Source organism: Pseudomonas sp. GW823-FHT04A03 (assembly GCF_058796615.1).
This window is the reverse complement of sequence record NZ_JBXAIV010000003.1, coordinates 556785-579053: the sequence shown is the minus strand read 5'-3', so window position 1 is coordinate 579053 and position 22269 is coordinate 556785. Positions and strand designations below refer to the sequence as shown.

Below are 22269 nucleotides of genomic sequence, written 5' to 3'. Positions count from 1 at the left end.
ACGATCGTTCCGGAAAAGGAAGTTTCAACGTGAAGCGACTATTCTGCTTGGCCGCGATTGCGGCTGCACTGATGGGGCAAAGTTTTACTGCACAAGCTGCTGGCGTCGAGTTTGCAGTGGGTGCTACCAGCGATTCGACGATGACTTATCGCTTGGGCATGAATTTCGACTGGGACAAGAGTTGGCTGCAAAGTGATGTCGGTCGCCTGACCGGTTACTGGAGCGGTGCATACACTTACTGGGAAGGCGACAAGACCTCCAGCAACGACAGTCTGTCGTTCTCGCCGGTGTTTGTTTACGAGTTTGCCGGTCAGTCGGTCAAACCGTATGTCGAAGCGGGGATCGGCGTGGCGCTGTTCTCCAACACCGAGTACGAAGACAACAAGCTGGGTGGCGCCTTCCAGTTTGAAGACCGTTTCGGTTTCGGCCTGCGCTTCAATGGCGGGCATGAGGTCGGGATCCGTGCGACGCACTATTCCAACGCCGGCCTGAGCAGCGACAACGACGGGGTCGAAAGCTACTCGCTGCATTACACGATGCCGTTGTAACCCCTATGAAAAAGGAGCGCCTGGCGCTCCTTTTTTGTATTCAGCGATACGCCGTGGAAATCCCCTGGCGTTCGTCGATGCATTCCGGTGCGCCCATTTCAAATTCGCGGCAGATCAGCGGACGCTTCTCGTAGATCGTGCACATCATCGTGTCGCGATCCAGCGCCGCACACCAGCCGTCGTCCAGACGCTGCATCACCTCACCACCCCAATCGTCGGTATCGATAAAACGCTCGGGTACGCCGGTGTCGGTGATCAGCATCACTTCAAGCTGGCAGCAGCAGGCTGCACAGGTCGAGCACGTGACCTCGGGCTCGGCGATTTGCCGATGGGGAATGGTTTTCATGGCGCCAGTGTACGGCAGTGGTCGGTGACCGTGTGAAAGGCCTGACAGGCGTTTAGCTCGCCAGCCGTCGGGACAATTGGTGCAGCAGCGGAAACAGCAACGCCCACAGCAGTGCGATGCCGATCAGGGTCGCAAGCTCTCCGAAGGGAAATTGCACGCCGGCCAGTCGTCCGCCAGCGCCATAGGACAGCGCGCCACCCGCCGCGCCAAGCAGGCTGGCCAGCCACCACGGCCTCGCGCTCCATTGCAGGCAATGGCGCAACGTCGTGGCAAACAACGCCCAGAGCAACATCAGCCACAGCGGAATCAGCGGCGACAGGTCCTTGAACTCGAAAACCCCGAGGCCGCGCATCACGCTGTCCACCGCCGTGCCGATGATCACCACACTGAGGATCAACCGGCCTTCCTGCGCCCAACTGCTGATCCAGCGCAGATGAATCACCAGCACCGCCAGCGCCATCAGCAACCACAAACTGTTGCCGCCGAGCACACAGGCCAGCCAGCCGATCTGGAACAGCACCGCGTTGGCCAACCGCTCAAGCATCGAACCGGCCCAGCAAAGGCGCGGTCATCGCCGCCGGTTTGGCCAGCAACAGTTGCGCGGTGCCGATGGTGCGTTCGAGGAATCCGCCCTCGCAATAACACAGGTAAAACTCCCACAACCTGAGGAAGTAATCGTCATAGCCCAGCTCGGTCAGGCGCCCCTGAGCATGCCGAAAGTTCTCGTGCCACAGACGCAGGGTGCGAGCGTAGTGCAGGCCGAAATCCTCCATGTGCAACAGGTTCATGTCGGTGTCGCGGCTGACGATCTCGAGCATTTTCTGCACGCAGGGCAGGGCGCCGCCGGGGAAAATGTAACGCTGGATGAAGTCCACGCCACGACGCGCCTGCTCGTAACGTTGTTCGCGGATGGTGATCGCTTGCAGCAGCATCAGGCCGTTGCTCTTGAGCAAGTGCGCGCACTGTTTGAAGTAGGTCGGCAAGAAACGGTGGCCGACCGCTTCGATCATCTCGATCGACACCAGCTTGTCGTACTGGCCGGTGAGGTCGCGGTAGTCCTTCAGCAACAGCGTCACCTGATCCTGCAAGCCGAGGCGTTCGATGCGGGCGGCGGTGAAGGCGAACTGCTCCTTCGACAGCGTGGTGGTGGTGACTTTGCAGCCGTAATGCTGCGCCGCGTAAAGCGCCATGCTGCCCCAGCCGGTGCCGATTTCCAGCAGATGGTCGCCGGGCTTGAGCGCGAGTTTCTGGCAGATCCGCTCCAGTTTGTTCAGTTGCGCTTGCTCCAGGCTGTCATCGGGGCTGAGAAACTGGGCGGCCGAATACATCATGGTCGGGTCGAGAAACTGCTCGAACAGGTCATTGCCGAGGTCGTAGTGGGCGGCGATGTTTTTCTGCGAACCCTTGCGCGTATTGCGGTTGAGCCAGTGCAGCCCGCGCACCAGCGGGCGACCGAGCCTGGCCAGGCCACCTTCCATTCCGTCGAGCACTTCAAGGTTGCTGACGAAGACCCGCACCACGGCCGTGAGATCCGGCGAGCGCCAGTAGCCATGAATGAAAGCCTCACCGGCGCCGATCGAGCCATTGCCGGCGACCAGGCCCCAGGCAGCCGGATCCATGACCTGAATTTCCCCCACCAACGCGCTGCCCGGCGTGCCGAAGACGTGGCGTTCGCCGTCCTCGATGACGATCAGTTGGCCCTGTTTGAGCTGCTCCAGCTGGCGCAGTACTCCCCGGCGCAGCAGCGAGCCGCTCAGGCCGTGGGGGCTGAGCAGGCTGGCCTTGGCGGAAACGCTAGTGGATTTCATGGTGGCGTTCCTCGGGAGGTGCGGTGGCGGTTCGAAAGCGGTCGTCGGCGCGCTGGTGGGCAAACACCGGCGTGCGCTTGAGCAACAGGCGCAGCGCCTGCCAATAGATCGCCAGCGCGGTCTTGGCGGTCATCCAGGGAAAACGCCACAGGTGTCGATGCAAGTGGCGCCGATCAAGGGGTTCGCGTCGCAGGTCGAGGGTGGCGTCGAACAGTTTTTGCTCGCCTTGCCAGTCGGCCATGTGTACGCCCAGGATCTGCGCGGCAGGGCTGAAACTCATGCGGTATTCCAGATCCGGCGGCAGGAACGGCGAGACATGAAACGCCTTGGCCACGGCAAAGTGCTGGTGAAAGTCCTGCAGGTTGGTCGGTGCTCGGGCCGGCAGCACGTAGTGAAAACGCTCGCGCCACGGGGTGTTGCTGACTTCGCAGAGAATCGCCGCCAGTTGGCCGTCGGCCTCGTGGCAATAGAAAAAACTCACCGGGTTGAACGACAGGCCCCAGCTGCGCGGCTGGGTCAGCAGGCAGATCGAACCTTGCGGCTCATGGCCCAGGGCTTCGCCCACCAACTGGCACACCGCATCGCTCAGGCGCACGCCGCGGCCGGTGAAGGTTTTCAGGTAGTCGGTTTCGCGAAATGAAAACGGCGCAAAGCGACTGGAACCCGCCAATCGGGACAGGCCCAGCACCGCCTCCTGTTCGGCCAGATCGAGGTACAGCATGCCGATCCGGTAACGGAATTCATGACGGCGCGGGGCAAATCGCCGATGGGCGATCCAGCCACTATAGAGCGCGCTGTTCACAGGCTTTCCCCGAAGGATGCGGCCACGCGCAAAGCGCTGACCACGCCGTCCTCATGGAAACCGTTGGCCCAATAGGCGCCGCAATAATGCGTGTGTTGCACGCCGTCGATTTCGGCCCAGCGCTGTTGTGCCGCCACCGCTGCAAGGCTGAATTGCGGGTGGGCGTAGCTGAAGCGCGCGAGCACTTTGGACGGGCTGATCCCGGCGCTCTGGTTGAGGCTGACGCAGAATGTGGTGTCGCTCTGGATGCCTTGCAGGATGTTCATGTCGTAGGTCACGGCGGCCTGGGTATGACCGGCGCCGCCGAGGCGATAATTCCAGCTGGCCCAGGCCCGTTTGCGTGCGGGCAGCAGGCGGGTGTCGGTGTGCAGCACCACTTCGTTGTCGGCGTAGGGCAGGGCACCGAGGATTTCCCGTTCGGCATGACCTGGATTGCCCAGCAATCGCAGCGCCTGGTCGCTATGGCAGGCCAGCACCACTTTGTCGAAACGTTCGATGCCGGCCGGGCTGTGGATAACCACGCCGTGTGCGTCGCGATCGATCCGGCCCACCGGGCAGTTCAGGCGGATGCGCTCCTTGAACGACTCCGTCAGCGGCGCGATGTAGGCGCTGGAGCCATCCTCGAGCACCTGCCACTGCGGCCGATTGCTGATCGAGAGCAACCCGTGGTTCTCGAAAAAACGCACGAAGAACTGCAAGGGAAAATTGAGCATCTCGGCCATCGGCATCGACCAGATCGCCGCGCCCATCGGCACGATGTAATGCAGGATGAAACGCTCGCCGTAACCGCCGGCCTTGAGGTAATCGTCGAGGGTGGTGTCGGTGGCTATTCGCTGTTCGGCAAGGTCGCGCCGGGTCTCTTTATTGAACCGCAGGATGTCGCGCAACATGCCCCAGAATCCGGGGGACAACAGATTGCTGCGCTGGGCGAACAGGCTGTTCAGATTATTGCCGTTGTATTCCAGACCGGTGTCCGGATCGTTGACCGAAAAACTCATCTCGGTTGGCTTGAACGCCACACCCAACTGGCCGAGCAAACGAATGAAGTTCGGATACGTCCAGTCGTTGAACACGATGAACCCGGTGTCCACCGCGTACTCGCGCCCGTCCACGGTCACCGGCACCGTGTGCGTATGACCGCCGACCCGGGCGTCGGCTTCGAACACGGTGATGTCATGTCGGCGAGCGAGCAGATACGCACAGGTCAAACCGGCGATGCCGCTGCCGACGATGGCGATTTTCATGTTGCATCCCTGAGCGGCGGATTGCTGCGCACCATGCGTTTGCCAATCGCCAGTTGTACGCGCGCGGGCATTTTCGACAGGGGCCACAGGACCGCCATGAACAACGCCGGGAAAGCGATTTCGAGCGGTCGATCCTTCAGCTTGGCGAAGATATGCCGCGCGGCTTTATCCACAGGCCAGGCGAGCGGCATCGGAAAATCATTTTTGGCGGTCAGCGGCGTGTCGACGAAACCGGGGCTGATCACCGTGACTTCAATGCCTTCGTCCGCCAGGTCGATGCGCAAGGATTCGAACAGATAACGCAGCCCGGCCTTCGACGCACCATAGGCTTCGGCGCGAGGCAACGGCACATAGGTCACCGAGCTGGCCATGCCCACCAGATGCGGTGCCGTGCCTTTGCGCAACAAGGGCAGGGCGGCTTCGATGCAATAGCTGCTGGCGAGCAGGTTGGTGCGCACCACGTATTCGATGATCGAGGCGTCAAACTGACGGGCATCGACGTATTCGCAGGTGCCCGCGTTGAGGATTACCGTATCGAGCGATCCCCAGTCCGCAGCGATCTGTTCGCCGATCTCACGCACGGTCTGACTGTTGGTCAGATCGCCGGGTACCACCAGCACCTGTCCCGGATAACGTTGCGACAGCACTTTGAGCGGTGCGACCTGACGGGAACTGACCGCCAGGTGCGCACCGGTCTTGAGGATCTCTTCTGCCAATGCCGCACCGATGCCACTGCTGGCACCGGTCAGCCAATAACGCCGTGGAGCTGTACGACTCATCCCAATCTCCTTTTCAGCCAGGCAATCACTCGGCCCAATACGGGTAAATGTTCATAAAGCAGCGCTCCGGCATCGAAGTAATCCCGGTGGCGGTAAACCTTGTCGCTCCAGAGCAGGTGCGAGCAGCCCGCGACGCGGATCAGTTGCCCACCGCTCAGACGCGGGTGGCGGTAGCTCATGACCCAACGCAGATAGCCTTCGCCGTCGCTGATCTGGTCGAAGCCGTGGAAATCGAAGCGCAGTTCGTTGACGTTGGCGTATAACTCACTGAAGTAAGCGCGCAGGTTCGTCAGCCCCTGCACTTCGTGTAGTGGATCGGTGAAATGAATGTCTTCGCTGTACAGTTCGTCCAGATTTCGCAAGTTGTCTTTGTTCAACTGTGCGAACCGCTGGGCGAAACTGCGCAGAAATTCACTCATCGCTCACTCCTTGAGAGGCGCGTGACGGCAGGTTCTTGAACGCTGTCAGCGCCCGTTCCCGTGATGCGCTCAGATTGACGATCGGCGCCGGATAGTCCGCCACGCCGAACAGCCCGCCAGCACTGGCCGGGTTGTGGAGTTCTTTCTTGTTCAGGCCGGCCAGTTCCGGCAGCCAGTGCTTGATGAACAGGCCTTCGCTGTCGAACTTTTCCGACTGACTGACCGGGTTGAAAATGCGGAAGTACGGCGCCGAATCGGTGCCGGTCGAGGAACTCCACTGCCAGCCGCCGTTGTTCGCCGCCAGGTCGCCGTCGATCAGGTGGCGCATGAAAAAGCGCTCGCCTTCGCGCCAGTCGATCAGCAGGTTCTTGGTCAGAAACATCGCCACCACCATCCGCAGACGGTTGTGCATCCAGCCGGTTTCCAGCAGTTGGCGCATGGCCGCGTCGATGATCGGCAAGCCGGTGCGGGCCTCTTGCCAGGCGGCCAGATCCTGCGGGGCGTCGCGCCAAGCCAGGGCTTCGGTTTCCGGGCGGAATGCGCGATGGCGTGAAACCCGTGGGTAACCGACGAGGATGTGTTTGTAGAATTCGCGCCACAGCAACTCGTTGATCCAGGTGACAGCCCCGACCTTGCCGCTTTCGAATTCGCCCTGATTGCTTTGCAGGGCGGCGTGCAGGCATTGGCGTGGCGAGATCACACCGGCGGCCAGATAGGCCGAGAGCTGGCTGGTGCCGGGTTTGGCCGGGAAGTCGCGTTCGCTCTTGTAGTAGTCGATCTGCGCATCGGCGAACGTGTCGAGGCGCCGCCGGGCCTCGGCTTCACCGGCGGGCCACAGAGCACGCAGTGAGTCGCCGGGTGTCGGGAATCCTTTGATAGCTGCTGGAACGGTGTCGCTGGCGATGTTCAGCGCTGACTGTTTGCCCGGCGCCTGTTTCAGCGACGGCATCGAGCGGTGCAGGCGTTCGTAGCAGACCTTGCGAAACTGGCTGAACACCTGAAAGTAAGTGCCGGTTTTGGTCAGTACGCTGCCGGGTTTGAACAGCAATTGATCGAGGTAGCTGTGGAAGGATATGCCTTCGGCTTGCAACGCCTCGGCAACTGCCTCGTCGCGACGGCTTTCGTTGATGCCGTATTCCTCGTTGACGTGTACGGCCTTGATCTTCAGTTGCCGGCACAGTTCGAGCAGCACGGCGGGTGCCTGATCCCAGTGAGGCGCGGTGCGGATCAGGAGCGGGATGTTCAGGGCACCCAGGCTTTTGCTCAACTCGCGCAAATTGCGCAGCCAGAAATCGATCTTGCACGGCGCGTCGTCATGTTCCTGCCATTGCAGCGGGCTCAACAGGTACACAGCCACGGTCGGGCCACGCTCGGCGGCGGCCGCGAGGGCGGTGTTGTCGTGTTGGCGCAGGTCGCTGCGCAGCCAGATCAATTGCATGTCGGTCTCTGTCTGAATCATTAAATCAATCCACGCTCAATGAGCACCCGATGCGCCGAAAGAGGGTCTTCGGCCAGGAGCAGATCAGCGAAATCGGAAGTCTTTGCGGACAACTCGGCGTGGTGAATGCACACCGTGGGTCCGGCAATCAGTTTTGGGCAGCTGACGCCATTCAACAGTTTCGGTAGCTGTGCAAGGCTCAGGGCTTTGCTGGAATACAGCAGTACGCCACGGGCTTGCAGGGTATCGGTTGCCAGCGCCAGCTCTCCGGCCGGCAGCGGCCAGTCGAACACCTGCACCGGGCAATCGGCGCTGCTGATCAGCCAGGCGCAGAGCCACAGATGCGGTTCCAGCGGCAAATCCGACTGATTGATCAGCAGCAGCGGCGCGGTGCGCAACTGACGATTGTTATGGTAGATGCGTGCGCCGAATTTGCTGCGTAACCAGGCAAAAAAGAACACACGCTCCATCTGCGCGCCGAACTGGCCCTGCCAGCGCTGTTCGAGATCGCTCAGCAGCGGCAGCAACAATTGCTCGCAAAGTGTGCGCGGCGGGTACAGCGCCATCGCCTGGTTGATGCTGTCGTCGAGGCTGCGCTCGTTCAGGTGCGTGACCGCCAGCAGGGCGGCCTGGCGCAGCGGATGCCATTCGTCTTCCACCGGTTCGTTTAAAGCTTGCGCCGTGTCGAGCAGCGGTTTGACCTGGCTGACCGCAACGCCGCGGTTGAGCCAGGTGAGGATGTTCTGAATGCGTTGCACATGCTCGGCGCTGTACAGACGATGGCCCTTGGGCGTGCGCTGCGGAACGATCAGCCCGTAGCGTCTTTCCCAGGCGCGCAGGGTGACGGCATTCACGCCGGTCTGGCGCGCGACTTCGCGGATCGGCAGCCAGCCTTCGTCGAGGGCTTTCTTGAAGTCGGCGCCGAGGTCTTCACGGGCGCTGGTGTCGGGTGAGTCGTTCATCAAATGGCGTTTCGCAGGCTGAGGTTTTCCGGATGCGGTTGCAGGTACACCTGCTGCGCAATGTAGGGATCCGGGTGGAGGCGAAAGTGATGTTTGAGCAGCGTCAGCGGCACTACCAACGGCACGATGCCGTGTCGGTACTGGCCGATGATGTGCTGCACTTCCTGTTTGTCTTCGGGGGTGATGACCTGTTTCAGGTAACCACTGATGTGCTGCAGGACATTGCTGTGCGTGCGGCGGGTGGCGCATTTTTTCAGCGCCGCCATCAATTCACTGAAATAGCGCGGGCCGAGTTCTTCGGGATCGAGCCGGCCCATGTTGCCCAGCAGATTGCCCAGCGCCTTGTATTGCACCGGGTTGTGGGCCATCAGCAGGTATTTGTAGCGCGAGTGGAAGTCGGTGAGCGCGCGGCGGCTCAGGCCTTTGCGCAGAACGTGCTGCCAGTCGCTGTAGGCGAACACCCGGGTGATGAAGTTTTCCCGCAGCACCGGATCGTTCAGGCGCCCGGCTTCTTCCACCGGCAATTCAGGGTGCGCCGCACAGAACGCCTGGGCGTAGATCCCGCGACCGTTACCCAGTGGCGCGCCGTTGGGGTGATAGACCTTGACCCGCTCCAGCCCGCACGACGGCGATTGCTGCATGAAGATGTAGCCGCAGATGTCGTTCAGCTCGGCGGCCATTTTCTGACCGTATTCCGCCAGCGGCCCGGTGACATTGATCTCCCGGTCGACGGTGCCGAGGGCTTCGGGTTGTTCCGGGTCACCGACCAGACGGATCGGCTCGCGGGGGATGCCGAGGCCGATCGCGACTTCCGGGCACACCGGGACGAATTCGAAATGCTCGCTGAGGGTGCGGGTACACAGCCGCGACTCCTTGTGCCCACCGTTGTAGCGCACTTCGGCGCCCATCAGGCAGGCGCTGATGGCGATTTTCGGCGGGGACGTCGATGAGTCGGACATGCAGCAACCTCGAATCTGAACCTGTACAGAGGAATAGATCTGTACAACATTCTTTCAGCATAGATTCAAAGGTGTACAAGTCAAATTGTTTGTACAAGTTTTTAAGGTTTTCAGAGCCAGCCCATTTTCCAGCGTGAATCATCTTGCAGGGTTTGCCAGTCGCATTGCTCGGTACGCCGGGTCAGCACTGCCTGCAACTCGATTTCCAGCACCGTGCCGTCCTCGTCGCGGAAGAGTTCGGTCACCAGAAAATGCTTTTCACGGTTTTGCGGGTGGGCTGCTGTCCATTTCGACAGCAGCAATTTGCGCGGATTGATGCGGTTCACTGCAGGTGTTCGTGCAAGCGTCTTGCAGCCTCCTGACCACTGAGCCACGCGCCTTCGACCCGACCCGACAGGCACCAGTCGCCACAGGCGTACAGGCCCAGATCGGCGTCGGCCAGGGTGCCCCATTCATGGCTGCTGGCCGGACGGGCATAGAGCCAGCGGTGGGCGAGGCTGAAGGTCGGGGCTGGCATGGCGCTGTGCAGCAATTCGGCGAAGGCGCCGTGCAATTGTTCGATCACCGCTTCCTTGGGCAGGTCGATGTGCTGCCGGCTCCAGGCACTGGTGGCGTGCAGGACCCAGGTGTCGCACGTGGTGTCGCGTCCCGGTTTGCTGCGGTTGCGGGCCAGCCAGTCGAGGGCGCTGTCCTGGACGAAGCAGCCTTCGATCGGCGTATCCAGCGGGGTGTCGAAGGCGAGGGCGACGGCCCAGGTCGGGTCCATTTTCACCCCGGCGGCGGCGCCGGCAAGTTTCGGCGCGGCGGCCAGCAGGGCGGTGGCCTGAGGCGCTGGCGTGGCGATGACGACATGGCTGAACGGCCCGTGGGTGAAGCCTTCGGCGTCCTGCAGGTGCCAGTGTTCTTCACCGCGATAGACCTCGGTGATCCGGCAGGCGAAATGCACTTCCAGTCCATCGAGCAGGCCCCGGGTGATGGCGCTCATGCGCGGCGTGCCGACCCAGCGGGTCTGTTCGTCCGGCGACAGGTTCAATTGTCCGCCATGAAAGGTGTAGAGCTGCGGTGCCCATTCGGCGACCCAGCCTTTGCTTTGCCAGCGCTGGACTTCGGTGACGAAGCGTCGGTCACGGGCGGTAAAGTATTGCGCGCCCATGTCCAGCGAGCCGGCGTCGCTGCGCTTGCTCGACATGCGCCCGCCGCTGCCGCGGCTTTTATCGAACAACTGAACGGTATGCCCGGCATCCGTCAGGGCCTGGGCGGCGGAGAGTCCGGCGATGCCGGTGCCAATGATTGCGATAGGTACAGTCATAGGGGCCTCGTTTACCTTTCTGTACAGACTACGCCGTGGATGAAACCTGTACAATTTTGTTTTTTGGTATAACTTCCAGCGTTCTCGTTCTGACAGCTTGGCCTATGGTTAAACAATAGAGCCTGCCCGATTGAAAAGATCCCTGTTTATAAAAATAGACTAGTGATCGGGGTAAAACGCCACGCGAGGTAGAAGTCATGCACATATTGCTGACCGGCGGTACTGGATTGATCGGACGTCAGCTTTGCCGGCACTGGTCCGGGCAGGGGCATCGCCTGACGGTCTGGAGTCGTCGTCCGGAAAAAGTCGCGAACATCTGTGGCGCCCAGGTGCGTGGAATCGCGCGTCTGGAGGACCTGGGCGACGAGCCGGTCGACGTGATCGTCAACCTCGCCGGCGCGCCGATTGCCGACCGGCCGTGGACCCATCGGCGCAAGGCGTTGTTGTGGAGCAGCCGGATCACGCTGACCGAATCGTTGCTGGCGTGGCTGGAGAAACGCGGGCAGAAACCGTCGCTGCTGATCTCGGGTTCGGCCGTGGGTTGGTACGGTGACGGCGGCGAGCGCGAGTTGACCGAAGACTCGCCGCCGGTGATCGACGATTTCGCCAGCCAGTTGTGCATCGCCTGGGAGGAAACCGCGCAACGCGCCGAAGCGATGGATATTCGGGTGGTACTGGTGCGCACCGGCCTGGTGCTGTCGGCCGAGGGTGGTTTTTTGTCGCGCCTGCTGCTGCCGTTCAAGCTCGGGCTGGGCGGGCCTTTGGGCAACGGTCGGCAGTGGATGCCGTGGATTCATATCGACGACCAAATCGCCCTGATTGATTTTCTTCTGCACCGCAATCAGGCGAGCGGTCCTTATAATGCGTGCGCGCCGAAACCTGTGCGCAATCGCGAATTCGCCAAGACGCTGGGCAGCTTGCTGCACCGCCCGGCGTTCATGCCGATGCCGGCCCTCGCGTTGAAGGTGGGGCTCGGCGAGATGTCATTGCTGTTGCTGGGTGGCCAAAAGGCCACGCCGAAACGCTTGCTGGAAGCGGGATTCACTTTCCGGTTCACGGATTTACGCGCGGCCCTGGACGATCTTTCCGGCCGCCTCTGAAATAGGACGTTGCATGACCGATCACGCCTTGCTTCTGGTCAATCTGGGTTCGCCGGCCTCCACTTCGGTGGCCGACGTGCGCAGCTACCTCAATCAATTCCTGATGGACCCGTACGTGATCGACCTGCCGTGGCCGGTGCGGCGTTTGCTGGTGTCGCTGATCCTGATCAAGCGCCCGGAGCAGTCGGCCCATGCCTACGCCTCGATCTGGTGGGACGAAGGTTCGCCGCTGGTGGTGCTCAGTCGTCGCCTGCAACAGCAGATGAAGGCGCAGTGGACTCACGGCCCGGTTGAGCTGGCCATGCGTTACGGCGAGCCGTCGATCGAGACCAGCCTGTTGAAGCTGGTCGCGGCGGGGCATAAGCGCATCACCCTCGCGCCGCTTTATCCACAGTTCGCCGACAGCACCACCACTACGGTGATTGAAGAAGCCAGGCGGGTGGTGCGCGAGAAGACGCTCGATGTGCAGCTGTCGGTGTTGCAACCGTTCTACGATCAGCCGGAATACCTCGACGCCCTGGTGGCGAGCGCCAAACCGCATTTGCAACAGGATTACGATCACTTGTTGCTGAGCTTCCACGGCTTGCCGGAGCGGCATCTGAAAAAACTCAACCCGGGGCACAGTTTCGAGGGTGGCGGCGATTGCTGCGCCGGTGCACCGCCGGAGGTGGTTGCTACGTGTTATCGCGGCCAGTGCCTGCGCACGGCAGCCGAGTTTGCCAAACGCATGGGCATTCCTGACGGCAAATGGTCGGTGTCGTTTCAGTCGCGGCTGGGCCGGGCGAAGTGGATCGAGCCCTACACCGAAGCGCGGCTGGATGAATTGGCCAAGAGCGGCGTGAAGAAGATTCTGGTGATGTGCCCGGCGTTTGTTGCCGATTGCATCGAGACCCTGGAAGAGATCGGCGATCGCGGCAAGGAACAGTTCCGCGAGGCGGGGGGAGAGGAGCTGGTGCTGGTGCCGTGCCTGAATGACGACCCGCAATGGGCGAAGGCGTTGGCAACATTGTGTGAACGGGCGCCACTGGCCCTTTGATGATCGTCGATGATTGATCGTTCCCACGCTCCGCGTGGGAATGCAACCGTGACGCTCCGCGTCACTGGACGCGGAGCGTCCCCAGAGGCATTCCCACGCAGAGCGTGGGAACGATCAGTGTGGGGTGATCCGCGTGAGAACGATCTTGAAGCCAAGGCTTAGATCAGCGGCTCATCCGCCTTCTTGTGTTTCCAGCTGTCGTTGCCCGGCAGGATCAGGTTCAGCGCAATCGCCACCACCGCGCACAGCGCGATGCCTTTGAGGCCGAAGTCATCCGGGCCTGTGCCGGTGCCGACCAGCACTCCGCCGATACCGAACACCAGCGTCACCGAAACAATCACCAGATTGCGCGCCTCGCCCAGGTCGATCTTGTGACGGATCAGGGTGTTCATCCCCACCGCCGCGATCGAACCGAACAGCAGGCACAGAATCCCGCCCATCACCGGCACCGGAATGCTTTGCAGCAGGGCGCCGAACTTGCCGATGAACGCCAGGGTGATGGCGAAGATCGCCGCCCAGGTCATGATTTTCGGGTTGTAGTTCTTGGTCAGCATCACCGCGCCAGTCACTTCCGCGTAGGTCGTGTTGGGCGGGCCGCCGAACAGGCCGGCTGCCGTGGTGGCGATGCCGTCACCCAGCAGAGTGCGATGCAGGCCAGGCTTCTTCAGGTAGTCACGACCGGTCACGCTGCCGACTGCAATCACGCCGCCGATGTGTTCGATGGCCGGGGCCAAAGCTACCGGGACGATGAACAGGATCGCCTGCCAGTTGAACTCCGGCGCGGTGAAATGAGGAAGTGCAAACCATGGGGCCGCCGCAATCTTCGCGGTGTCGACGACACCGAAATAAAAGGACATGGCGAAACCCACCAACACGCCGGAAATGATCGGCACCAGACGGAAAATGCCTTTGCCGAACACCGCCACGATCAGCGTGGTCAGCAGCGCCGGCATCGAGATCATCATTGCGGTCTGGTAGTGGATCAGCTCGGAACCGTCGCCGGCCTTGCCCATCGCCATGTTCGCGGCAATCGGCGCCATGGCCAGGCCGATGGAGATGATCACCGGGCCAATTACGACTGGCGGCAGCAGTCGGTCAATGAAACCGGTGCCTTTGATCTTCACGGCCAGGCCGAGGAAGGTGTAGACGAAACCGGCCGCCATCACGCCGCCCATGGTCGCGGCGAGGCCGAACTGGCCCTTGGCGAGAATGATCGGGGTGATGAAGGCGAAGCTCGATGCCAGGAACACCGGCACCTGACGTCCGGTGACGATCTGGAACAGAATCGTGCCCAGACCTGCGGTAAACAGTGCCACGTTCGGGTCCAGGCCCGTGATCAGTGGCATCAGCACCAGGGCGCCGAAAGCCACGAACAGCATCTGTGCGCCGGACAGCACCGTGCGCCAGAGCGGATCGTTGAACTCTTGCTGCATGCTTACGCGTCCTTCTGCTTGGTGCCGAAGATCTTGTCACCGGCGTCGCCAAGCCCAGGAATGATGTAACCGTGCTCGTTGAGTTTCTGATCGATGGACGCGGTGTAGATGATCACGTCCGGGTGAGCTTTCTCGACAGCGGCAATGCCTTCCGGCGCGGCAACCAGCACCATCGCGCGGATGTCCTTGCAACCGGCCTTCTTCAGCAGGTCGATGGTCGCAACCATGGAGCTGCCGGTGGCGAGCATCGGGTCGATGATCATCGCCAGGCGTTCGTCGATTTCCGGAACCAGTTTTTCCAGATAGGTGTGGGCCTGCAGGGTTTCTTCGTTACGGGCGACGCCGACGGCGCTGACCTTGGCGCCCGGGATCAGGCTGAGCACGCCTTCGAGCATGCCGATGCCGGCACGCAGGATCGGTACGACGGTAATCTTCTTGCCGGCGATTTTCTCGACCGACACAGTGCCGCACCAACCTTCGATATCGTAGGTTTCCAGCGGCAGGTCTTTTGTAGCTTCATAGGTCAACAGGGCACCGACTTCCTGAGCGAGCTCACGGAAATTCTTGGTGCTGATGTCTGCACGGCGCATAAGGCCAAGTTTGTGACGGATCAGCGGATGGCGGATCTCTTGGATGGACATGGGGAAAGGCTCCGGCGGCGGGCAAAAAAACCGGCCTAGATTAATCTATCCGAGGGTGATGTCCTATAGGACATACAGTACGTTAGTCCACAAATGCTTGATTCGGCCGTGCGGGATGCGTACCTTTGCCCGCTTTTCCGAAACAGACCCCCCTTGGAGAGCGCCATGTCCGCTGATCTCGAGCATATCCGTCAAATCATGCGAGAGGCTGACTGCCTGTACACCGAAGCTGAAGTCGAGGCTGCCATTGCCCGCGTCGGTGCACAAATCAACGAACAACTGGCCGACAGCAACCCGGTGGTGTTCTGCGTGATGAACGGTGGTCTGATTTTCTCCGGCAAACTGCTGACTCATCTGCAGTTCCCGCTGGAAGCGTCCTACCTGCACGCCACCCGCTATCGCAACGAAACCAGCGGCGGCGACCTGTTCTGGAAAGCCAAGCCGGAAGTCTCGTTCATCGACCGTGACGTGCTGATCATCGACGACATCCTCGACGAAGGTCACACCCTGGGCGCGATCATCGACTTCTGCCGTCACGCCGGCGCGCGCAAAGTGCACACCGCCGTACTGATCGACAAGGACCACGACCGCAAGGCACGTCCTGACCTCAAAGCCGACTTCGTCGGTCTGCCGTGCATCGACCGTTACATCTTCGGTTACGGTATGGACTACAAAGGCTACTGGCGCAACGCCAACGGAATTTTCGCCGTCAAAGGAATGTAATCAATGAACAAGCCGGGCTTTCTTGATCAAACGCTGTTTGCCGAGTTGGCCGAGAAAGCCGCGGCCAGTCCTCGCGGGCGTCAGCACCACAACTTCCATCAGATGGAGGAAGCCTGCCACCGCATGGCGGTAGGGCTGCAACCGGACACCTACATTCCGCCTCACCGTCATTTGGGTGACAACAAGGCGGAAACCTTGCTGGTACTCAAAGGCAAGCTCGGTTTGCTGATCTTTGACGAAACCGGTGCGGTGGTGAAAAAGCAGGTCTTGCAGGCCGGTGGCGAGTGCCTTGGGGTGGATCTGCCGATCGGGGTATTCCACGGCCTGGTCGTTCTGGAAGCCGACAGCCTGATGTTCGAGTGCAAGGCCGGACCCTATCGCCCGGTTGGAGAGGGCGAGCTTGCGCACTGGGCGCCACGCGAAGGCGAAGCCGGGGTTGCGGAGTATCAGGCCTGGATGCACGCGCAGTTCGACTGAGCGAATCCGCAATGAAAAGGCGCAAGCGCCCGTAGGCGAAGCTTGCGCCTTTTGCTTTACAGAACCCTGTAAAACCCGTGCTAGAGTGCTCGGCCCCGCCCCCTCCGGAGCCTGTCATGAGTCTCTTGATCCGCAGCTGCGCCGCCCTGTTGCTGACCCTCAGCCTGCCCCTGGCCGCTGCCCCGATGCACAGTCAATTCCTGCCACCGGACGACCTGACCCTGCGCGATGCCGAACCCGAGCAGCAGCAACTGTTGCAGGTCACCGACTATTCCGTGGTAGTCGGCGCCCAGCGCCAGTCCAGTCAGCAGCCGATTCCGGTCACCTCGCCGCTGATGATCCGCCTCAAGGGCAAATCCCTGAACAAGGGCGCGACGATCAATCAGGTGCTGGTCAACTTCGATGGCGAAAGCAAAAGCCTGAAAAAACCGGTGTATGACGACAAGAGCAAGACCCTGACGCTCTTCTACCCGCTGGCGCAGTACCGGGTGGTGATCGATCTGTTGCGCAACGACACCGTGTATTGCCAGTTCCTGACCTACGCCAATGGCCATATCTGGGCCGATTTGCACACCGGCAGCACGCGCTCGCGTTGAGCCTTGTGCCTGCGCAGGGGTAAACTGCCCGCCCCGTGAAATGTCTGCGAGCTGGAGTCGGCAATGCGTAAAGATAAGAAGCAAGTGATTGGTGACGAGATCGGCGATGAGCAGATCAAGCTGTTCCTCGATTTTGAGCCGGTCGACGCCACCTCGCCGTCGCTGCACAAACTGGTCAAGGCTTACCGTGGCCTGCGCATCGACGATTTCGAGCGTTTCCTGACGTTCTTCGTTGCAGCCGGCTATGACGTGGACGGCAAGGACGAGCACGGCAAGACCTTCGTCGACCAGATCTGCGATCAGCGCAACGCCCCGGAATACATCGAGCTGATCGAGAAAGCACGCGGCTGATCGCCCGAAGTTTTCCACAGGCATAAAAAAACGCCCCGCACTCACCGAGTGCGGGGCGTTTTTCATGGAGCCGAATCAAGCGTAGCTTTCGGTCTCGTTGCTGGCTTCAACCAGTTCCAGCGCGACGTTGTTCTGCGTGTTGATCTTGCGATACAGCGCAGCGTCGGTTTCCAGGACCTTTTCACGGGCCGGGAAGATTTCCGCCAGTTTGGCAGCCCACTCACCCTTGGCCTTGGCCGGGAAGCACTTCTCGATCAGTTCCAGCATGATCGAGACGGTCACCGAAGCGCCTGGCGAAGCGCCGAGCAGGGCGGCGAGGGAGCCGTCCTTCGCAGCCACCAGTTCGGTACCGAACTGCAGGATGCCGCCTTTTTTCGGGTCTTTCTTGATGATCTGTACCCGTTGGCCGGCCACTTCCAGGCGCCAGTCTTCGGCTTTCGCCTCCGGGTAGAAACGGCGCAGGGATTCCAGGCGCTGTTCCATCGACTGCATCACTTCGCTGACCAGGTACTTGGTCAGGTCCATGTTGTTTTTCGCCACGGCCAGCATCGGCCCGATGTTGCCGGCGCGAACCGACATCGGCAGGTCCATGAAGGAGCCGTGCTTGAGGAACTTGGTGGTGAAACCGGCGTATGGCCCGAACAGCAGGGATTTCTTGCCGTCGACCACGCGGGTGTCCAGGTGCGGCACGGACATCGGTGGCGAACCCACGGCGGCCTGGCTGTAAACCTTGGCCTGGTGATGCTTGACCACTTCCGGGTTGTCGCAACGCAGCCACTGGCCGCTGATCGGGAAGCCGCCGAAGCCTTTGCTTTCTTCGATGCCCGAAGCTTGCAGCAGCGGCAGGGCCGCGCCACCGGCGCCGAGGAACACGAATTTGGCGTCGACTTCACGGCTGCTGCCGCTGTTGACGTCCTTGATGCTGACGGTCCAGCCGTTGGCATTACGCTTGAGGCCGGTCACGCGCTTGCAGTACTTGACCTGGGCATCGGGTGCACTGGTCAGGTGCTTGAGCAACTGATTGGTCAGGGCGCCGAAGTTGACGTCGGTGCCGTTGATCACGCGGGTGGCGGCGAGCACCTGGTCTTTCGGACGACCCGGCATCATCAGCGGCATCCACTCGGCCATCTTCGCCTTGTCTTCGGTGTATTCCATATCGGCGAAGGCGTGGTGCTTGTGCAGCACGTTGAAGCGTTCCTTGAGGAATGAAACGCCTTTTTCGCCTTCGACGTAGCTCAGGTGCGGCACCGGGCTGATGAAGGATTTGCACGAGCCGAACGTGCCTTTCTTGGTCAGGTACGACCAGAACTGCTTCGACACCTCGAACTGGGTGTTGATGTGCACGGCTTTTTTGATGTCGACGGTGCCGTCGGCAGCCTGCGGCGTATAGTTCAGCTCGCACAGGCCGGCGTGGCCGGTACCGGCGTTGTTCCATGGGTTGGAACTCTCCGCGGCACCGGAATCCATCAGCTCGACGACTTCCAGCTTGATCGCCGGGTCGAGCTCTTTGAGCAGTACTGCGAGGGTGGCACTCATGATGCCGGCCCCAACCAGAACTACGTCGACTGCTTCGTTATGCGCCATTTAACGCGTCTCCAAAATCTGCAGCACCAAATTGTCGGCATGGCTGCCAGGCGTCCAGGGCAGGTCAGTGGAGCCCCGGGTATCCTTGGTCAGGTGTGCCATGTCCGAATCTTCGCAATTTTTCGCAACTTCGACGGATGCGTGCGGCCTGGCTTTCAAGAGTCATATGAACTCATTTCGGCACGGGGCTGGCAATTCGACTTATGGTCGAGACATCCGTTTGTGCAACCAAATCCGTAGCGGACAGGCTTCAGGCTCCGGTATTCGAGGCGTTCCCGTTCCTGTGTCGTTGGGCTGTTTCAGACGCTAATGGTGCATGTTCAGACGCAAAACTATTCATTTGCTCGCCACACTCTTGTGAAGTTGTGAAAACCCGTTTTTTTCACGCTCTTTTGAAGACGTGAACCTCAAAAAGGGCTGTCCGGGGCTGGCACCGTGCCCGAAGGGGCAAACAACTCAGTGGCCGAGCGTCATGACAGCTCTGCAGATTCGCGAAAAGCGGGATTTGCCAGGGAAACAGCAAGCACGCCAGCTTCACTCGATCTGTGTGGGCGGCTCTCTGTGGGCGATTTGGATGCCAATGCAAGCGCATTGACGCTATTGCGGGGCCCGATCAGGAGACGTCCTTATAATCGGGGGGAGATTGTATCGAAGAAATGCGGGGAGTTGGTCGAGTTTAATGACTTTTATTAGGCATCCGGTCAGATGCTCAACATCGCCTGAGCACGTGCGCGTGGGCGCTGCTGTTCGACCCGGGCGCTGGCAGGCAGTGGCTGGTGCAGCCAGTTGAGGCGGATTTCCTCGATTTCCACCCAGCCGTCACCCATCGGTTGCAGGCTGCACTGTTTGAAAGCCTGGCAATGGCCGTTGCGATCGAGCAGGGCGAAGCTGCGGTGCAGCGGACGTGGTGCGAACAACGAGATCAGATAGCGCATGGCAGTGTTCCTTCTGGGGATCTGTGGCGAAGATTGTCAAAGGAACGTGAAACGAACGTGTATGGGGGGTGACGAATGTGTGACAGGAACCGCTTTGTGCCGGATTTGTCAGAGATTTCAGTGCTGGTGACCCGCAGTGGCCCACCGCTATACTGCCGGCCTGTCTGTGCCTGATTCTGGAGAGAAGAGCATGTTGCAACGCCTGTTGTTCGGTTTGATCACTGTGACCAGTTTGACCCTGGTTGGCTGCGCCCACAGCCCGCAACAACTGAGCCCGGAACCGAAGCTGACCACTCAGCTGGCACCGGTCGGCCATGGCCAGCCTGTCGTCGTCCGCGTAGTTGACGGTCGTCCGTCGCCAACCCTCGGCACCCGTGGCGGCCTGTACCCGGAAACCAGCGCCATTACCGTGCAGCGCGAGCAGATTCTGCCGAAGTTGCAGGCCCAGGCCGAAGCGGCCGTGCGTCTGCTGGGCTTCACCCCGTCCAACGGCGCGATGAATGCTCCACAGCTGACCGTGACCCTGACTGAACTGAAATACCAGTCGCCGAAAGAAGGCATGTACGTGACCGAGGCCACCATCGGCGCGACCTTCCGTTCCGACGTGCAGAGCGGCAACCGTCGCTACAGCGGTCGTTACGGCGCTTCGCTGGACCAGCGTTTCGGCATGGCGCCGAACCAGGAAACCAACACCAAACTGGTCAGCGATGTGCTGAGCGATGCGCTGACCCGTCTGTTCAAGGATCCGACCGTGGGTCAGGTCCTCGCCGAGTAAGTGTTCGGTTGATGTGAAAAAGCCCGGGGCCAGTGATGGCCCCGGGCTTTTTTCGTTCAGGCGGCTTGTGAATAGAAGTCGAGGACGCTGACGCCGGTCAGCAGGTCGGTCTCGGGCAAGTCCGCATGCTGGTGCCCGCCGAGGGCGCAATACACCAGCCAGTGGCGGTCCTGAACATTGAAGGCCAGGCTGCCGACGAGGGTTTGCTGTTCGTCGGACGGGGAGATGAGGTACAGGCGATCCTGGTTTTCAGCGTGAAGCATGTCGCGTTCCGTGTCGGTTTCGAGGCGCGCAGGGTGACTGAAACAAATGACGATGCCGTGACACAGGACAGCCATCGGTCGATTGATGGGTTATTTGTCGCAAAGGCTAGGGCAGTGGGGGAGGGTTTCGGTAGAATCCGCGTCGCGGTCGTCGGTCTGGCGTTCGCCATACCTGGTTTAGATTGAGGTCTGTGATGTCGCTGCACTTGATGACGCTGTTTACCGCCCATCCCGCCAAACTGATCAACCTGCTGGCCCTGCTGTTGGCCTTCCCCGGCAGTTGGCTGCTGCATGCGACCCGCCGCCGTGAACAACGGGCGATGGCCAGTATCGCGGCCCAGCGTCAGCACCAGCCGGATCAGGAGCCGGTGCTCGATTGGGCGACCTTGCGCATGAATCGCTTTTTCTACCGCTTCGGTTTTGCCTGCCTGGGTCTGGCGTTGCTGGTGTCCTGGATCAGTACCCGCTTCTGAACGAAAAACGGCGCCCGAAGGCGCCGTTCTTGTATCTGGCCGACACCGCTTACAGCGGTAAACCAGCCTTGACCCGGTACTGATTGCGCACCGGCGTCGCATATTGCAGCACCAGATACGGACGATGCTCTTGCGGGCAGGCGTCCAGACGGTTCTGCCATTCTTCCTGGGCCTTGGCCAGTTCCTCGGCACCGAACACTTTGGCAGCTTTCGGCACGTTCAGTTGAGGATCGGCATCGGCCCACTGCGCGTACGCCAGGTAATGCACCGGGAACAACCGGTAGCCGCCGAGAATCTGCTTGTCCATCTCGACCGCCAATTGCTTGGTGTCTTCGAACAGCTCGGTGATCGGTGCGGCGAAGTTCACGTGCACCCGGCCCTTGTAGCCGGTGATTCCCTTGGCGATGCTCACGTCATCCTCGCCCGGCGCCTTGCTGTAGGTGCCGGTGGTGGCGCGGATGTACAGCTCGCGGGCCTTGGCCTGGTCGCACGGGTCGTATTCGTAGCTGATCGACACCGGAGTCAGGTTCAGCGACTGAATGACTTCGCCGAACGGCTCGTCCTTGCGGCTCATGTGGAACATCTTGAGGATCGCCGACTCGGTACGGTCGTCACCGTCCTTCGCGCGGCCTTCGGCCTGGGCGATCCAGATCGAGGCGCAGTCGTTGCGGATCGAGTGGTTGATGTACGCCGACAGCAGTTGATAGGCGGCCATTTTCTCGCGGCGCCCGGTGATCGAGCGATGAACGATGAAGCTCTTGTTCAAACGCATCAGGTCGCTGACGAACGGCTTTTGCAGCAGGTTGTCGCCAATCGCGATGCGCGGCGTCGGCAGGCCGGCGTGGTACACGGCGTAGTTGACGAAGGCCGGGTCCATCACGATGTCGCGGTGGTTGGCGATGAACAGATAAGCGCTGCCGGACTTGAATTGCTCGACACCGGTGTAGGTCACGCCGTCGGTGGCACGCTCGATGGTGTGGTCGACGTAGAACTCGACCTTGTCCTGCAAAGTGGCCACGGAGGTCACGTCGGCAAACTCACGACGCAGCCGATGGGCTATAAGTGGTTTGAGCATCCAGCCGAAGGCACCGGCAAAACGCGGGAAGCGGAAGTGGGTGAGGATATCTAGAAACGCCTTGTCGCCGAGCAGTCGCGCCAGTACCGCAGGTACTTCGCTGTCGTCGTAAGGTCGGATGGCATCGAATTCGCCCATCATGCTCTCTTGTTGGAAACGGCTAGGGTAAGTAAAGGTTTTGATCGAAAACCAA

Annotated in this window: 27 protein-coding genes; 9 read left to right on the top strand and 18 right to left on the bottom strand. The window is 60.9% G+C overall.

Translation table 11 applies throughout. The features are described 5' to 3' along the window. Positions 1-29: 29 nt before the first annotated feature. Positions 30-548: an acyloxyacyl hydrolase gene (locus AC1Q9F_RS12495; protein ID WP_492619811.1), complete on the top strand. Its 519-nt coding sequence runs from the start codon at positions 30-32 to the stop codon at positions 546-548. 40 nt (positions 549-588) lie between these two features. On the opposite strand, the gene AC1Q9F_RS12490 is transcribed toward AC1Q9F_RS12495, so the two are convergent. From AC1Q9F_RS12490 to AC1Q9F_RS12435, 12 genes are all read right to left on the bottom strand, one after another. Further along, positions 589-894 carry a YkgJ family cysteine cluster protein gene (locus AC1Q9F_RS12490; RefSeq protein WP_492619812.1) on the bottom strand — a complete coding sequence of 102 codons (306 nt, stop codon included), beginning with the start codon at positions 892-894 and terminating at the stop codon, positions 589-591. A gap of 52 nt (positions 895-946) precedes the next feature. Then, positions 947-1438, bottom strand: a complete 492-nt coding sequence (locus tag AC1Q9F_RS12485) for a DUF2878 domain-containing protein (RefSeq protein ID WP_207983921.1) — start codon at positions 1436-1438, stop codon at positions 947-949. Next, the gene (locus AC1Q9F_RS12480) at positions 1431-2702 is read right to left on the bottom strand and encodes an SAM-dependent methyltransferase (RefSeq protein ID WP_207983920.1); all 1272 of its coding nucleotides are present in this window, start codon (positions 2700-2702) and stop codon (positions 1431-1433) included. The genes AC1Q9F_RS12485 and AC1Q9F_RS12480 overlap by 8 nt, the downstream gene beginning before the upstream one ends. Beyond that, the gene (locus AC1Q9F_RS12475) at positions 2689-3504 is read right to left on the bottom strand and encodes a DUF1365 domain-containing protein (RefSeq protein ID WP_492619813.1); all 816 of its coding nucleotides are present in this window, start codon (positions 3502-3504) and stop codon (positions 2689-2691) included. The genes AC1Q9F_RS12480 and AC1Q9F_RS12475 overlap by 14 nt, the downstream gene beginning before the upstream one ends. After that, positions 3501-4748, bottom strand: a complete 1248-nt coding sequence (locus tag AC1Q9F_RS12470) for an NAD(P)/FAD-dependent oxidoreductase (RefSeq protein ID WP_492619814.1) — start codon at positions 4746-4748, stop codon at positions 3501-3503. Before AC1Q9F_RS12470 ends, AC1Q9F_RS12475 begins: the two co-directional genes overlap by 4 nt. Then, positions 4745-5527 (bottom strand): SDR family NAD(P)-dependent oxidoreductase, encoded by a 783-nt coding sequence (locus AC1Q9F_RS12465; RefSeq protein ID WP_207983917.1) that lies wholly within the window; start codon positions 5525-5527, stop codon positions 4745-4747. Before AC1Q9F_RS12465 ends, AC1Q9F_RS12470 begins: the two co-directional genes overlap by 4 nt. After that, entirely contained in the window at positions 5524-5946 is a 423-nt protein-coding gene (locus AC1Q9F_RS12460) for a nuclear transport factor 2 family protein (RefSeq protein WP_492619815.1), read from the bottom strand. Before AC1Q9F_RS12460 ends, AC1Q9F_RS12465 begins: the two co-directional genes overlap by 4 nt. Next, the gene (gene phrB, locus AC1Q9F_RS12455) at positions 5939-7384 is read right to left on the bottom strand and encodes a deoxyribodipyrimidine photo-lyase (RefSeq protein WP_492620016.1); all 1446 of its coding nucleotides are present in this window, start codon (positions 7382-7384) and stop codon (positions 5939-5941) included. The genes AC1Q9F_RS12460 and phrB overlap by 8 nt, the downstream gene beginning before the upstream one ends. 20 nt (positions 7385-7404) lie before the next feature. Further along, positions 7405-8346 (bottom strand): MerR family transcriptional regulator, encoded by a 942-nt coding sequence (locus AC1Q9F_RS12450; RefSeq protein ID WP_492619816.1) that lies wholly within the window; start codon positions 8344-8346, stop codon positions 7405-7407. Next, entirely contained in the window at positions 8346-9305 is a 960-nt protein-coding gene (locus tag AC1Q9F_RS12445) for a YbgA family protein (protein WP_492619817.1), read from the bottom strand. The genes AC1Q9F_RS12450 and AC1Q9F_RS12445 overlap by 1 nt, the downstream gene beginning before the upstream one ends. Positions 9306-9415: 110 nt before the next feature. Further along, positions 9416-9631, bottom strand: a complete 216-nt coding sequence (locus tag AC1Q9F_RS12440; protein ID WP_207983913.1) for a TIGR02450 family Trp-rich protein — start codon at positions 9629-9631, stop codon at positions 9416-9418. After that, the gene (locus AC1Q9F_RS12435; RefSeq protein ID WP_007951687.1) at positions 9628-10614 is read right to left on the bottom strand and encodes an NAD(P)/FAD-dependent oxidoreductase; all 987 of its coding nucleotides are present in this window, start codon (positions 10612-10614) and stop codon (positions 9628-9630) included. The genes AC1Q9F_RS12440 and AC1Q9F_RS12435 overlap by 4 nt, the downstream gene beginning before the upstream one ends. A 197-nt stretch (positions 10615-10811) precedes the next feature. Between AC1Q9F_RS12435 and AC1Q9F_RS12430 the strand changes: the two genes are divergently transcribed. Together AC1Q9F_RS12430 and hemH are read left to right on the top strand one after the other, a co-directional pair. Continuing rightward, complete coding sequence (locus tag AC1Q9F_RS12430; protein ID WP_492619818.1) at positions 10812-11714, top strand: TIGR01777 family oxidoreductase; 903 nt, start codon at positions 10812-10814, stop codon at positions 11712-11714. Positions 11715-11727: 13 nt separating this feature from the next. After that, a complete protein-coding gene (hemH, locus tag AC1Q9F_RS12425) occupies positions 11728-12750 on the top strand; it encodes a ferrochelatase (protein WP_492619819.1) in 1023 nt (340 codons plus the stop codon). Positions 12751-12908: 158 nt separating this feature from the next. On the opposite strand, the gene AC1Q9F_RS12420 is transcribed toward hemH, so the two are convergent. Next, positions 12909-14183: a uracil-xanthine permease family protein gene (locus AC1Q9F_RS12420; protein WP_007951684.1), complete on the bottom strand. Its 1275-nt coding sequence runs from the start codon at positions 14181-14183 to the stop codon at positions 12909-12911. 2 nt (positions 14184-14185) lie between these two features. Beyond that, positions 14186-14824, bottom strand: coding sequence for a uracil phosphoribosyltransferase (gene upp, locus AC1Q9F_RS12415; RefSeq protein ID WP_007951682.1), 639 nt, complete (start codon positions 14822-14824; stop codon positions 14186-14188). A 165-nt stretch (positions 14825-14989) separates the two neighbouring features. Here upp and AC1Q9F_RS12410 point away from each other — a divergent pair, with 165 nt between their 5' ends. The 4 genes from AC1Q9F_RS12410 to AC1Q9F_RS12395 all read left to right on the top strand — a co-directional run bounded on the left by AC1Q9F_RS12410 (position 14990) and on the right by AC1Q9F_RS12395 (position 16971). Beyond that, positions 14990-15547: a hypoxanthine-guanine phosphoribosyltransferase gene (locus tag AC1Q9F_RS12410; RefSeq protein WP_007951681.1), complete on the top strand. Its 558-nt coding sequence runs from the start codon at positions 14990-14992 to the stop codon at positions 15545-15547. Positions 15548-15550: 3 nt separating this feature from the next. Beyond that, positions 15551-16024, top strand: coding sequence for a WbuC family cupin fold metalloprotein (locus tag AC1Q9F_RS12405; protein ID WP_492619820.1), 474 nt, complete (start codon positions 15551-15553; stop codon positions 16022-16024). 116 nt (positions 16025-16140) lie between these two features. Further along, positions 16141-16620 (top strand): hypothetical protein, encoded by a 480-nt coding sequence (locus AC1Q9F_RS12400; RefSeq protein ID WP_207983908.1) that lies wholly within the window; start codon positions 16141-16143, stop codon positions 16618-16620. Positions 16621-16683: 63 nt separating this feature from the next. Further along, positions 16684-16971: a PA4642 family protein gene (locus AC1Q9F_RS12395; RefSeq protein ID WP_492619821.1), complete on the top strand. Its 288-nt coding sequence runs from the start codon at positions 16684-16686 to the stop codon at positions 16969-16971. A 75-nt stretch (positions 16972-17046) separates the two neighbouring features. Here AC1Q9F_RS12395 and mqo read toward each other — a convergent pair whose 3' ends face one another. Together mqo and AC1Q9F_RS12385 are read right to left on the bottom strand one after the other, a co-directional pair. Then, positions 17047-18555: a malate dehydrogenase (quinone) gene (gene mqo / locus AC1Q9F_RS12390; protein WP_115079176.1), complete on the bottom strand. Its 1509-nt coding sequence runs from the start codon at positions 18553-18555 to the stop codon at positions 17047-17049. Positions 18556-19256: 701 nt separating this feature from the next. Continuing rightward, entirely contained in the window at positions 19257-19490 is a 234-nt protein-coding gene (locus AC1Q9F_RS12385) for a hypothetical protein (protein WP_039766297.1), read from the bottom strand. A gap of 190 nt (positions 19491-19680) precedes the next feature. Between AC1Q9F_RS12385 and AC1Q9F_RS12380 the strand changes: the two genes are divergently transcribed. Then, a complete protein-coding gene (locus AC1Q9F_RS12380; protein ID WP_011335900.1) occupies positions 19681-20265 on the top strand; it encodes a YajG family lipoprotein in 585 nt (194 codons plus the stop codon). Between the two features lie 56 nt (positions 20266-20321). Here the strand turns inward: AC1Q9F_RS12380 and AC1Q9F_RS12375 are convergent, their stop codons facing one another. Continuing rightward, positions 20322-20528 (bottom strand): hypothetical protein, encoded by a 207-nt coding sequence (locus AC1Q9F_RS12375; protein WP_039766399.1) that lies wholly within the window; start codon positions 20526-20528, stop codon positions 20322-20324. A 194-nt stretch (positions 20529-20722) separates the two neighbouring features. On the opposite strand from AC1Q9F_RS12375, the gene AC1Q9F_RS12370 reads away from it, so the two are divergent. Continuing rightward, positions 20723-21001 (top strand): hypothetical protein, encoded by a 279-nt coding sequence (locus AC1Q9F_RS12370; protein ID WP_085745372.1) that lies wholly within the window; start codon positions 20723-20725, stop codon positions 20999-21001. 49 nt (positions 21002-21050) lie between these two features. On the opposite strand, the gene AC1Q9F_RS12365 is transcribed toward AC1Q9F_RS12370, so the two are convergent. Further along, positions 21051-22214, bottom strand: a complete 1164-nt coding sequence (locus tag AC1Q9F_RS12365; RefSeq protein ID WP_492619822.1) for a 1-acyl-sn-glycerol-3-phosphate acyltransferase — start codon at positions 22212-22214, stop codon at positions 21051-21053. Between the last annotated feature and the right edge of the window lie 55 nt (positions 22215-22269).